Here is an 11521-nt window from a genome sequence, read left to right as displayed (position 1 = left end):
TGCGCAATGAAGCTAGCCTCCACCGAGACTCCTCTTCTGCCTTTTGAGCAGATATTGCAGTCGAAAAGAATTCTTGTGACCGGTCATACTGGCTTTACGGGAAGCTGGGCCTGCCTTTGGTTGCAGGCGATCCGCTGCGAAGTTGCAGGCTTGGCCCTCCCGCCGGACACAAAGCCGGCGTTGTTTGACGCTACCGGGCTTGCTGCGCGGGTTCCAACAACGTTCGGAGACATTTCCGATCCGGACGTCGTCAACGAGGTCATCGCGCAGTTCCGCCCCGAACTAATCCTCCATCTTGCTGCGCAGCCGCTCGTGCGGCGCGCCTACCGAGAACCTGCGCATACGTTCATGGTAAATGCCCAGGGCACCGCGCACGTGCTCAACGCGGCACGGCAGCACAGCTGCGTCAAGGGCGTTCTCTGCGTAACAACCGACAAGGTCTACCGAAACAATGAATGGGTTTGGCCCTATCGCGAGAACGACGAGTTAGGAGGTAAGGATCCTTATAGCGCGTCCAAGGCAGCGGCGGAGTTCGTCATCCAGAGCTTTGCTGCCTCCTATTCATGGCAGAGAGGCGAGGGCCCTGCGATCGCGACTGCGCGCGGCGGCAATATTGTGGGAGGCGGAGACTGGTCCGAAGACAGACTTATCCCTGATTTTGTGCGCGCTGTCATGGACGACGGCAAGCTTACGCTGCGCTATCCCGAGGCTACTCGCCCCTGGCAGCACGTCCTAGCTCTTGTGCATGGCTACTTGATGCTGATGGCGGGGCTGGTCTCCGAGGATCCGGCTCCTTTTGCACAGGCCTGGAACCTTGGCCCCTCCGATCCACGCGAGTTCTCTGTCCGCGATGTGATGGAGCTGATGTGCAAGGCATGGAAGCGTCCCGCCGTGGACTACCTTGAAAACCCGCTGCCCGAAGCTCGGGCGTTGGCGCTCGACAGCAGCAAGGCGCGCCATCAATTGGGATGGAACTCGCCCTGGGGCACAGAGCGCGTCATCAATGAAACAGCGGCCTGGTACCGCGACTATTACGCGAATCCGTCCCGGGCACGCGAACTTACGCTGGCGCAGATCCAGAGCTTGCGTGCGGAACTGGCAAGGCCCGCATGAAGCTCGTGCTCGGAGCCAGGGGTCGACTAGGTTCGGCCTTGTGTTCGCAGTTCGCGGCAGAAGGGGTGATCGCCCCGGATCGAGGCGTCTACGAAACTTGGTGGCAGCCTGGCTCGGAGGCAGCGATCACACGGTACCTGCAAATGCAGAGCTCCTCCGTTGACGCAATCTTCGTAGCTGCGGGCATCATCGATCCGTCGGCGCCCGCGGCTGACCACGAACGTGTGAACTGCTTGCTGCCTCAGCAGGTGATACGGGCGGCGGAGCCGCTTGGAATTCGCGTCACTACCTTCGGCACCGTAATGGAAGTGTTGGCGGACCACAACCCTTCCAGGTACGTCGCCAGCAAGATCGCGCTTTCCAATCTGGTCGAACAATCGGCGCGTGCTGGCGCGTGCGTGATGCACGTTCGCATCCATACCCTCTATGGGGGCAGGCCGCCAGCTGAGTTCATGTTTACGGGGCAAATGCTACGTGCACTGCGCACCCATCAACCATTTTTAATGTCACCTGGCGTACAACTTCGCGAGTATCACCACCTGGACGACGAAGGGCCGGCCATTGCGGCACTTGACGCATCAGGTGCCCGCGGCGTGGTCGAACTGAATCACGGGGATTCCGTGCCCCTCGCTGAAGTTGCAGAAAGCACGTTTCGATTGCTGGGTGCAACGCATTTGCTGAGGATCGGCGCGCTTCCGATGCCCGCAAACGAAAAGCTCGGCGTGCGCTTTACGCGCCCCGCCCTGCTGACTGGCCATGTTTTTCGAGATGTGCGCTTCGCCATGGCCGACTACCTTCGCGCGCATCTACATCATTCGAATGCTTAGCATGAGCATTGCAGGCCACCCTCCCCCACGCGCCCGACCGCTGATCTCCGTGTCCATTCCTGTGCTCAACGAGCAGGACAATCTCGATGCGCTATACGCGCGGCTGGCCAGGCTAAGCGAGATCATGTCGGATCGCTGCGATCTCGAGTTCGTGTTCTCCGACAATCATTCGAATGACGCCACCTGGGCCAAGCTCTCAGAGCTGGCCCGAAAGGATGATCGGGTGCGCGCCATACGGTTCTCGAAGAATTTTGGCTTTCAGCGATCAATCCTTGCCAACTACATGCACACGCGCGGAGATGCCGTGATGCAGATAGACGCAGACCTGCAGGATCCGCCCGAGTTGCTGGAAGTCTTTTATGAAAAATGGCGCGCTGGCTATCATGTGGTCTACGGTGTCCGGCGCAAGCGGCAGGAGAGCAGCTTCATCAACGGCTTTCGAAGACTGGGGTACTGGCTGATCGATCTGATCAGTGATCACTCAATTCCCAGGGATGCCGGCGATTTCCGTCTGATCGACCGGCGAGTCGTGGAAGCGCTTGTGCAACTGAAGACCGCGAGTCCCTACCTCCGGGGAATGATCGCAGGTCTTGGGTTCAACCAGATCGGGGTGGACTACGAGCGGCACGCACGAACCGCGGGTGAGAGCAAGTTTGGCGTGGCGCGCCTCATTCGGCTCGGCTTGACGGCGGTCTTCAATCACTCCACCGTGCCTCTGCGATTGGCCTCTGTTGCGGGCTGCGGCATGCTTCTTGTCAGCATCGTTGGAGCGCTCTACTACATTGCGCTGAGGCTCATGCAACCCGAGCTACCGAGAGGTCTTGCAAGCATCCACATCCTAGTCCTCTTCGGCATCGGTCTGCAGTCGCTGCTGCTAGGCATCGTGGGCGAGTATCTGCTCCGCATCTACTTGATCCTGCGCGCGGAACCGGTGGCGATCGTCGAGAGCAGCCTGAACTTTTCGCAAACCGAACTCAAACTCTGAGTAGTCAACACAATGAAAGCAGTAATTCTGGCTGGTGGCTTGGGCACACGCATCGCTGAGGAATCGGATCATCGTCCCAAACCAATGGTTGAAGTCGGCGGCCGCCCGCTGCTGTGGCACATCATGAAGACGTACGCGCACCACGGCGTGAACGACTTCGTCATTTGCCTTGGCTACAAGGGGTATGCGATCAAGGAGTTCTTCTTCAACTATCGCAATCACACGGCAGACCTCGAGATCGACCTGAAGCAGGGCTCCCTGCGCGTGCTCAACAATGAGGCCGAGGATTGGCGCGTTACCTTGATCGACACTGGTCCGGACACCCTGACCGGCGGGCGGCTCAAACGCGTGAAGCAGTATCTCGGGAATGAGACTTTCTGCCTGACGTATGGCGATGGTCTGGCAGATATCGACATCGCCAAGTCGATCGAATTCCATCGCTCGCACGGCAAACTTGCAACTGTCACCGCCGTGCAGCCGCCGGGCCGATTCGGCGTCCTCAATATCGACGCAGGTCACCGCGTGCAATCCTTCGAAGAGAAACCGAGCGACGAGATCGGCTGGATCAACGGCGGATTCTTCGTGCTGGAGCCGGGAGTCATCGACTACATCGACGGCGACAACACCTCTTGGGAACGCGAACCTCTTCAGAATCTCGCGCGAAACGGGGAACTTGCCGCCTTTGAACACCATGGCTTTTGGCAACCTTGCGACACGCTGCGCGACAAGAGGCAGTTGGAACAGCTTTGGGACACCGGGCAGGCACGTTGGCGGGTATGGAATGGTTGATGGCGAGTCGCTGCGCAGCAGCCGCTTCTCTCTGGTCATTGGCATCCTGATCTCCATCGGATGCCTGTTCTTCATCTTCCAGAAGGTCAACTTCGGCGAAGTCAAACTCGCGTTCTTGCGCTTCGAATGGCACTACTTCGCCATCGGCATTGTGTCTCTCGCCTTTGGCTATGCCATGCGGATCTTGCGCTGGTCCAGAATCTTGAATGCCGGGGGCGCCCATGTCGGCATGCGCCAATGCGCAGCACCTTTTCTTGGATCCATCGCGCTCAACAACGTGCTTCCCCTTCGGCTCGGTGACGTGGTCCGTGCCCTCGTGTTCCCACCTTCCATCGGCGTCTCGCGCTCGACCTCCAGCAGTAGTCTCGTGATGGAACGGCTAGTGGATCTGATGACACTTCTGGTCTGTCTGGCCGCGAGCCTCGCGCTCAGCCGCGAACTATCCATGCCGGCATGGGTGGGCAGTACAGCCACGATGCTGGCCGTGATCGGCCTGTCGTCGCTTCTGGCAATCTTCGCCTTCAGCGGCCTCCTCAGCCGGCGACTAGCTTCGAGCCGCTGGAAGCCGGCTCACTCCGTTGCGAGGATGCTGGAAACCTTTGACGCAATGTCCCGTCCCGGGGTGCTCGGCGCTGTCTTTGCACTTTCGCTGCTGATCTGGCTCGGCGAAGCTGGACTGTTCTATAGTCTCTTGGCAGGCTTCGGCTTAAGCGCGACGCCAACAACCGCCATCATCGTGATGGCAATTGCGACCCTGGCAACGCTGGTCCCCTCTTCGCCCGGCTACGTCGGTCCCTTCCACCTCGCTGCGTTTACCGCGATCTCGGCGTTTGGCGGATCTGCGGAACAGGCAGCCAGTTTTGCGGTCTTGTCGCACCTCGGCCTTTGGCTTCCGACGACCCTTGCAGGCGCCGTCGCCATTGCTGCAGCGCCACGAATGTTCGTCGGCCTACGCCGCAAACAGGCCGCGTAGCTCACTCCACGCATTTGGAACACAAGACATGAAGCAATACGACGTCGTCATCATTGGCGCAGGATTCACCGGGCTTACAGCAGCATACAGATTGAGCAAGGCGGGCAAGAGTGTTCGCGTTATCGAAGCCGACCTCGCGCCCGGCGGCTTGGCGGGTACCTTCGAATTTGCGGATGGTGTAATACTCGAAAAGTTCTATCACCACTGGTTCAATAACGACGTCTATGTTCCCGAGCTCGTCAAAGAGTTGGACATGGAAGGAGACGTCATCACACTGCCATCGCGCACGGGCATGTACTTCAACGGCCGCATGTGGAAGCTATCTACGCCGTTGGATTTGTTGCGCTTCAAGGCGTTGCCCTTGATTGACCGCTTCAGACTGGGACTTCTGGTGCTGCAGGTTCGACGCGTGAAGGACTGGCGCGCAATCGAACACCTGACCATCAGAGAGTGGCTGGAGCCCTTGTGTGGAAAGACCGTCTACCGGATCGTATGGGAGCCGCTGATCAACTCAAAATTCTCCATCTTTGCGGAAGCGGTGAATGCAGTCTGGTTCTGGAAAAAGCTGGTCCTGCGCGGAGGCACGCGCAATAAGAAGGGCGGGGAAGAACTGGCGTACTTCAAAGGCGGATTCGGTCGGCTGGCAGCTGCGCTGATGAACAAGATTGAAAGCCTCGGCGGCGAGGTGACCTTGGGCCAGCGAGCGACCGGTGTTCGCGCGGATCAGGGCAAGCTTGTGTCGGTGCTCACTGAGCAAGGCGAGGTCGCAGGCAAGGAGTTCCTCTTTACGCCGGCGTTTCCCATCATTGCCGACCTCTTTGAAGGTGCCGCCAACGAAGTTTGGCTCCGCAAGCTTCGACGGGTCAAGTACCTCGGAAACATGTGCCTGGTTCTGCGGCTGACCAAGAGCCTTTCGGAAACTTACTGGATCAATGTCAACGATCCCGGCTTTCCCTTCGTGGGCGTTATCGAACACACGAATTTTGACAGTCCGGAGAACTATAAGGGCAGTCGAATTGCTTTCCTGTCCCGATACTTGGCGACCGAAGACCCGGTCTGGGCGTACAGCGACGAGGAATACCTGAACTTTGCCGTTTCTCATCTGCGCCGCATGTTCCCCGACTTCGACGAAACATGGATCGCAGACTACCGGGTGTGGCGGTCGGAGCACGCACAACCGGTGACGGAGCGAAACTATTCTGCCTACTTGCCAGATTCGATGACACCCTTCGCGAATGCGCGGATCTCCACGATGGCCCAAATCTACCCGGAAGACCGCGGAACCAACTACGCGATCCGGGAGGGCCGAGCCGCTGCCGACGGGATCCTTGACCGCCTGGCCGCCGCGTGAGCTCCGACGGCGCGTGCAACCTTAGTCAAACTCGACGGAATGAACACTGACTCCAAGCAGTCTCGCATCCGAACTCATGCCCAGCGAACGAGGAGATTTTGCATCCGGAGTCAGAAATTGGATGGCGAGTTTCTCGCCCGCCTGCAGCGGAGGAAGTTGAATTTCCAGTGATGCCGGATGCTCCGCATTGCGCAAGACAAACTCGGAGCGCAAGGACTTGACCTGGACCGCGAGTCGTTGACTTGATTGCGCAGCATGCAGAAATGGCTGTGCCCGAATGATCATGCGACGTGGGGGCTTTTGACCCACCTGGCACTCGAAAGCTGCCTGAAAGCCATCAGACCAACGCCCATGTTCCTCCGGACCGCTAAAGCCATGAACGGACGACGGATCGAATAGGCCTCGAACGGAAAAATCCTTCACTCCCGAGCAGCGATTTGAACTCTCGAGAAGTTGCTTGAGGCAGGTGGCCTCCGAAACGGAGATGGAACCACCGAATGGCGGCAATCTACATGCGGCTTGGTCGTAGGGGCCCGACCCTTGTTTCGTCACGATGTATTGGTACTCGGCCAAATGCAGCGGTTGCCGCAACAAGACTTCCGAGATGGCACGCTCTCGTGGAGTCTTCAGCATGGCGATTGAGAACATGTAGTCGACGCTCGCGGATTGACCCGCCAAGCCAACAGCGGCTGAAGACTTCGCGGGCGTTGCGACCAAGTTCAAGTCACTGATTGCAATCAGCCTGCGCTCGAGCTCCACGACATCAGAGGCGTCCAGCAGCTTCCTGTGGAACATGGCTGTAGAGATGCAGATCATGAACGCGAGAAGGAACAAGAGGTTTAGCCCTCTAATGGCGCTCGCATGGCGGTTCCAGCGAGTTCTCAGCAAGTGCTCACCAAAGATTCCAGCGAGAACGGACACGGCTACGACCAGCTGCGTGGAGAGGCCGAACGCATATTTCATAACCGCGTATTCGCTGCCAAATCCGAGCCGGAGTGCAAGCACCTGCATCAGGCAGGTGCCAGCGATTGCCACGCCGAATGCACCGATGTACTTGATGGCTGAACTAGACTCTCCCCCTCGAAGCGACTCTCTGACGAAGATCGCGAGCAACCCTGCCGAAACAGCAAAGGTCAACAGGCACAAGACCACCAGCGAGGGAACTCCCGGCAGGTGCGTCAGCGCAATGCCGCCGTTGTGCTCCGAGATCCTGCGCATGGCCGCAAACGCCGGGTTGAGCACAATAGATGCGAAGGATGCAGAAACGACGACTGTCGAGAGCGCGAGTTCCGCTGCGCGCTTCTTGGGAGAAAGCGACCTCCATCGACTTACAACGTCCCACCCGATCACGACGACGAGAACCCCGAACAATTCCAGCGCTGGAAGCAGGTGCACAGATGTCGCGAAATAGATGCACGCCACGATCAGCAACGTGCGCTTCACTCTGGCACCCGAATTTGCTCTCTCGATATGGATCGCCAACGCGATAGTGGCAGCAACGATGGCTTGCGACACCAACTGGGAGAAGAAATAGTTAACGACAAGTTCCGAACCGTGCAATTCCAGCTTGAAAAATGCACGATTGAGGACAAGCAGCAGACATAGAGCAAGCGAAGCAACGATCGCAACAACGGTCGGAAGTGTCCGTACAGTGAAGACGATTGCTCCCCAAATAAGCAAGAGGGAGATCAAAGAAAGCAGCTGCACCCCAAGGAAGGCCGAGCCCACGAATCGACCTATCACGGCGGCCCAAACATGAGCCATTGGGGGGTAGAAAGTCATCTCCCCCAAGCTAGGATCATCGAGAGCGGGCAGGCTCCAGGCCTCGGATATCCTGTAGACCAACGCGTAGTGATGGGCCAGATCGACGCTCTGCGACCACACAGTATCGAGATTGAGTGCAACGATCACTGCCGCAGCAAGGCCGAGCCCAAGCAACTGCAATAAGGAAACGCGACTATTCATGACTTTTGATCGGGACTAGTGGCCGGTACGTAGTTTTGGCCAGGCAAAGGCAGCCACTACTCAAAAAATGCAGCACTCGTCCATTGGTCACCGGCTTGATCTTTGGTCGAGAGCCGAATTTCAGTTCCTGCATCAGGCCACTGAATCGCCAACGTCGAGTCATCCCAGCGAATGCACCGCTCATGCGCCGGCGCGTAATAGTCCGTAGTCTTGTACAAAAAATCAGCCGATTCGCTCATCACGAGGAACCCATGCGCGAACCCCTCCGGCACCCACAGCTGCTTGTGATTCTCTTCCGTAAGCTCCACCCCCACCCACTGCCCAAAGGTCGGCGACGACTTGCGAATATCCACCGCCACATCGAACACCGCCCCCCGCGCCACCCGCACCAGCTTGCCCTGCGGCTGCTGGATCTGGTAGTGCAGCCCGCGCAGCACGCCCTTCACCGAGCGCGAATGGTTGTCCTGCACGAAGTCCACATGCCGGCCCACCGCCTCGTCGAAGGCGCGGCCGTTGAAGCTTTCATAGAAGAAACCGCGCGCATCGCCGAACACCTTCGGCTCGATGACCAGCACCTCCGGAATCGCAGTCGGCGTGACCTTCATCAGCGCACCTCGTCCGTCAGCAGGCGGTTCAGGTACTTGCCGTAGCCGCTCTTCTCCAGCGGCTTGGCAAGTGCCTCGAGCTGCCCGGTGGCGATGAAGCCGTTGCGCCAGGCGATCTCCTCGGGGCAGGCAATCTTCAGGCCCTGCCGGTGCTCCAGGGTCGCGATGAACTGCCCGGCCTCGAGCAGGCTCTCGTGCGTGCCGGTGTCCAGCCAGGCGTAGCCGCGCTTCATGATCTGCACGTTGAGCTCGCCGCGCTCCAGGTAGACCTGGTTCACCGCGGTGATCTCCAGCTCGCCGCGCGCGCTCGGCTTGACCGCCTTGGCGATGTCGACCACCTGGTTGTCGTAGAAGTAAAGGCCTGTCACCGCATAGCTGCTCTTGGGCTTGGCGGGCTTCTCCTCGATGCTGCTGGCCTTGCCGCCGGCATCGAAGGCGACCACGCCGTAGCGCTCCGGGTCGTGCACGTGGTAGGCGAAGACAGTGGCGCCCTTCTGCCGGTCATCGGCCCCGGAAAGCAGGGATTCGAGGTCGTGCCCGTAGAAGATGTTGTCCCCCAGCACCAGCGCGCTCGGCGAATTTCCCAAGAACTTGTCGCCGATGATGAAGGCCTGCGCCAGCCCGTCGGGGCTCGGCTGCACCGCGTACTGCAGGTTGATGCCCCACTGGCTCCCGTCGCCCAGCAATTGCTGGAAGCGCGGCGTGTCCTGCGGCGTGCTGATGATCAGGATGTCGCGCATGCCCCCCAGCATCAGCGTGCTGAGGGGGTAGTAGATCATCGGCTTGTCGTAGACCGGCAGCAGCTGCTTGCTGATCGCCAGCGTGGCCGGATGCAGGCGTGTGCCGGAGCCGCCGGCCAGGATGATGCCTTTGCGTTGCGTCATGGGATTGTTTTCCGGTGGTAAGTCAGAGCGTCTCGTGCAGCATGCGCGCGACGCCTGTCTGCCAGGACGGCAGGCTGAGGCCGAAAGTGGACCGCAGCTTGAGGGTACTCAAGCGCGAATTGTGCGGCCGCGTGGCGGGGGTGGGAAAAGCGCTGGTCGGCACGGCGTCGACCATGGCGGGCCCGGCCTTCAGCGCGACGCCGGCCGCCTCGGCCTGCTCGAGCACAAAGCGCGCATAGCCATGCCAGGTGGTCTCGCCGCCGGCCGCCAGGTGATACAGCCCGGCCTTCGCCGGGTCGCGCAGCGTGTCGCGGATGGCATGGGCCGTCACGTCGGCCAGCAGCTCGGCGCCGGTCGGCGCGCCGAACTGGTCGTCGATCACGGTCAGCCGCTCGCGCTCTTTGGCGAGTCGCAGCATGGTCTTGGCGAAGTTGCCGCCGCGCGCGGCATAGACCCAGCTGGTGCGAAAGATCAGGTGCTTCGGGCAATTGGCGGCAATCAGCTGCTCGCCCTCCAGCTTGGTGCGGCCGTACACGCTGAGCGGCGCGGTGGCATCGTCTTCCTGCCAGGGCCGCTCGCCGCTGCCGTCGAACACGTAGTCGGTGGAGTAGTGCACCATCAGCGCGCCCACCTGCTGCGCGGCCTGGGCGATGGCGCCGGGCGCGGTGGCGTTCAGCGTGCGCGCGAGTTCGGGCTCGCTCTCGGCCTTGTCGACCGCCGTGTGCGCGGCGGCATTGACGACCACATCAGGCCGCAGCGCGAGCACCGTCTGCGCCACGCGCCCGGGATCGCGAAAGTCGGCATGGAACTCGGTGCTCCCGGAGTCCAGCGCGACCAGCTCGCCGAGCGGGGCCAGGCTGCGCTGCAGCTCCCAGCCCACTTGCCCCGTTTTGCCGAGCAGCAATACCTTCATGCCGCCTCGTACTGCTTCTTCACCCAGTCGCGGTAGGCGCCGCTTTGCACGTTGCGCACCCACGGTGCGTTGTCCAGGTACCACTCGACGGTCTTGCGGATGCCGCTGTCGAAGGTCTCGGCCGGCTTCCAGCCCAGCTCGCGCTCGATCTTTCGTGCATCGATGGCGTAGCGCCGGTCGTGGCCGGGGCGGTCGGTCACGAAGGTGATCTGTTCCTTGTAGCTGCGGCCGTCGGCGCGCGGACGCAGTTCGTCGAGCAGCGCGCACACGGTGTGCACGATCTCGATGTTGGGCTTCTCGTTCCAGCCGCCCACGTTGTAGGTCTCGCCCAGCTTGCCGGCCTCGAGCACGCGGCGGATGGCGCTGCAATGGTCCTTCACGTAGAGCCAGTCGCGCACCTGCATACCGTCGCCGTACACGGGCAGCGGCTTGCCCGCGAGGGCGTTGACGATCATCAGCGGGATCAGCTTCTCGGGGAAATGGAAAGGGCCGTAGTTGTTCGAGCAGTTGGTGGTGAGCACCGGCAGGCCGTAGGTGTGGTGCCAGGCGCGCACCAGGTGGTCGCTGGCGGCCTTGCTGGCCGAGTAGGGGCTGTTGGGCTCGTACTTGTGCTCTTCGGTGAAGGCGGGGTCGCTGGCCGAGAGCGAGCCGTAGACCTCGTCGGTCGAGACGTGCAGGAAGCGGAAGGCCGTCTTCTGCTCCGCGGGCAAGGAGCCCCAGTAGCCGCGCACGGATTCGAGCAGGCGGAAGGTGCCCAGCACGTTGGTCTGCACGAAATCCTCAGGCCCGTGGATCGAACGGTCCACGTGCGACTCGGCCGCGAAGTTGAGCACCGCGCGCGGCTGGTGCTCGGCGAGCAGGCGGTCGACCAGGGCGCTGTCGCCGATGTCGCCCTGCACGAAGATGTGCCTGGGGTTGTTCTTGAGCGAGGCCAGGGTCTCGAGGTTGCCGGCGTAGGTGAGCTTGTCGAGGTTGACCACAGCCTCGTCGCCCTGGGCGAGCCAATCGAGAACGAAGTTGGCGCCGATGAATCCGGCGCCGCCGGTAACCAGGATCATGAAGTTCCCCGCTGTGGAAATGAAAAGGCCGCCTGCCGGCCGGCAATCGGGGATTATC

11 protein-coding genes are annotated in these 11521 nt (G+C 60.7%); 6 read left to right on the top strand and 5 right to left on the bottom strand.

Annotation, left to right across the window (positions count from 1 at the left end; translation table 11 throughout):
* The first annotated feature begins 6 nt into the window (after positions 1-6).
* From rfbG to ACMGEZ_RS23095, 6 genes are read left to right on the top strand one after another with little or no spacing between them, the layout of a single operon-like run.
* Positions 7-1113: a CDP-glucose 4,6-dehydratase gene (gene rfbG / locus ACMGEZ_RS23120; RefSeq protein ID WP_436824623.1), complete on the top strand. Its 1107-nt coding sequence runs from the start codon at positions 7-9 to the stop codon at positions 1111-1113.
* Positions 1110-1940, top strand: a complete 831-nt coding sequence (locus ACMGEZ_RS23115) for an NAD-dependent epimerase/dehydratase family protein (RefSeq protein ID WP_436824622.1) — start codon at positions 1110-1112, stop codon at positions 1938-1940. Before rfbG ends, ACMGEZ_RS23115 begins: the two co-directional genes overlap by 4 nt.
* Position 1941: 1 nt before the next feature.
* Positions 1942-2925, top strand: coding sequence for a glycosyltransferase family 2 protein (locus tag ACMGEZ_RS23110; RefSeq protein WP_436824621.1), 984 nt, complete (start codon positions 1942-1944; stop codon positions 2923-2925).
* Positions 2926-2937: 12 nt separating this feature from the next.
* Positions 2938-3714: a glucose-1-phosphate cytidylyltransferase gene (gene rfbF / locus ACMGEZ_RS23105; RefSeq protein WP_436824620.1), complete on the top strand. Its 777-nt coding sequence runs from the start codon at positions 2938-2940 to the stop codon at positions 3712-3714.
* Positions 3707-4687: a lysylphosphatidylglycerol synthase transmembrane domain-containing protein gene (locus tag ACMGEZ_RS23100; protein WP_436824619.1), complete on the top strand. Its 981-nt coding sequence runs from the start codon at positions 3707-3709 to the stop codon at positions 4685-4687. The genes rfbF and ACMGEZ_RS23100 overlap by 8 nt, the downstream gene beginning before the upstream one ends.
* A 28-nt stretch (positions 4688-4715) precedes the next feature.
* A complete protein-coding gene (locus ACMGEZ_RS23095) occupies positions 4716-6038 on the top strand; it encodes an NAD(P)/FAD-dependent oxidoreductase (RefSeq protein WP_436824618.1) in 1323 nt (440 codons plus the stop codon).
* Between the two features lie 21 nt (positions 6039-6059).
* Here the strand turns inward: ACMGEZ_RS23095 and ACMGEZ_RS23090 are convergent, their stop codons facing one another.
* The 5 genes from ACMGEZ_RS23090 to rfbB are packed head-to-tail and all read right to left on the bottom strand — an operon-like array spanning position 6060 to position 11463.
* The gene (locus ACMGEZ_RS23090; protein WP_436824617.1) at positions 6060-8003 is read right to left on the bottom strand and encodes a DUF7024 domain-containing protein; all 1944 of its coding nucleotides are present in this window, start codon (positions 8001-8003) and stop codon (positions 6060-6062) included.
* Between the two features lie 56 nt (positions 8004-8059).
* A complete protein-coding gene (gene rfbC, locus ACMGEZ_RS23085) occupies positions 8060-8608 on the bottom strand; it encodes a dTDP-4-dehydrorhamnose 3,5-epimerase (protein WP_436824616.1) in 549 nt (182 codons plus the stop codon).
* Positions 8608-9492 (bottom strand): glucose-1-phosphate thymidylyltransferase RfbA, encoded by an 885-nt coding sequence (rfbA, locus tag ACMGEZ_RS23080; RefSeq protein WP_436824615.1) that lies wholly within the window; start codon positions 9490-9492, stop codon positions 8608-8610. The genes rfbC and rfbA overlap by 1 nt, the downstream gene beginning before the upstream one ends.
* Before the next feature lie 22 nt (positions 9493-9514).
* Positions 9515-10405, bottom strand: a complete 891-nt coding sequence (rfbD, locus tag ACMGEZ_RS23075) for a dTDP-4-dehydrorhamnose reductase (RefSeq protein WP_436824614.1) — start codon at positions 10403-10405, stop codon at positions 9515-9517.
* The gene (gene rfbB, locus ACMGEZ_RS23070) at positions 10402-11463 is read right to left on the bottom strand and encodes a dTDP-glucose 4,6-dehydratase (RefSeq protein ID WP_436824613.1); all 1062 of its coding nucleotides are present in this window, start codon (positions 11461-11463) and stop codon (positions 10402-10404) included. Before rfbB ends, rfbD begins: the two co-directional genes overlap by 4 nt.
* Between the last annotated feature and the right edge of the window lie 58 nt (positions 11464-11521).

Source organism: Variovorax stachyos, from assembly GCF_051400855.1.
Lineage (GTDB): Bacteria > Pseudomonadota > Gammaproteobacteria > Burkholderiales > Burkholderiaceae_C > Variovorax.
This window is presented reverse-complemented; position numbering and strand designations above follow the sequence as displayed.

Bases quoted from the DNA above. Each gene is read 5' to 3' on its own strand.
- rfbG (WP_436824623.1), top strand. From the start codon at position 7: ATGAAGCTAGCCTCCACCGAGACTCCTCTTCTGCCTTTTGAGCAGATA.
- ACMGEZ_RS23115 (WP_436824622.1), top strand. From the start codon at position 1,110: ATGAAGCTCGTGCTCGGAGCCAGGGGTCGACTAGGTTCGGCCTTGTGT.
- ACMGEZ_RS23110 (WP_436824621.1), top strand. From the start codon at position 1,942: ATGAGCATTGCAGGCCACCCTCCCCCACGCGCCCGACCGCTGATCTCC.
- rfbF (WP_436824620.1), top strand. From the start codon at position 2,938: ATGAAAGCAGTAATTCTGGCTGGTGGCTTGGGCACACGCATCGCTGAG.
- ACMGEZ_RS23100 (WP_436824619.1), top strand. From the start codon at position 3,707: ATGGTTGATGGCGAGTCGCTGCGCAGCAGCCGCTTCTCTCTGGTCATT.
- ACMGEZ_RS23095 (WP_436824618.1), top strand. From the start codon at position 4,716: ATGAAGCAATACGACGTCGTCATCATTGGCGCAGGATTCACCGGGCTT.
- ACMGEZ_RS23090 (WP_436824617.1), bottom strand. From the start codon at position 8,003: ATGAATAGTCGCGTTTCCTTATTGCAGTTGCTTGGGCTCGGCCTTGCT.
- rfbC (WP_436824616.1), bottom strand. From the start codon at position 8,608: ATGAAGGTCACGCCGACTGCGATTCCGGAGGTGCTGGTCATCGAGCCG.
- rfbA (WP_436824615.1), bottom strand. From the start codon at position 9,492: ATGACGCAACGCAAAGGCATCATCCTGGCCGGCGGCTCCGGCACACGC.
- rfbD (WP_436824614.1), bottom strand. From the start codon at position 10,405: ATGAAGGTATTGCTGCTCGGCAAAACGGGGCAAGTGGGCTGGGAGCTG.
- rfbB (WP_436824613.1), bottom strand. From the start codon at position 11,463: ATGATCCTGGTTACCGGCGGCGCCGGATTCATCGGCGCCAACTTCGTT.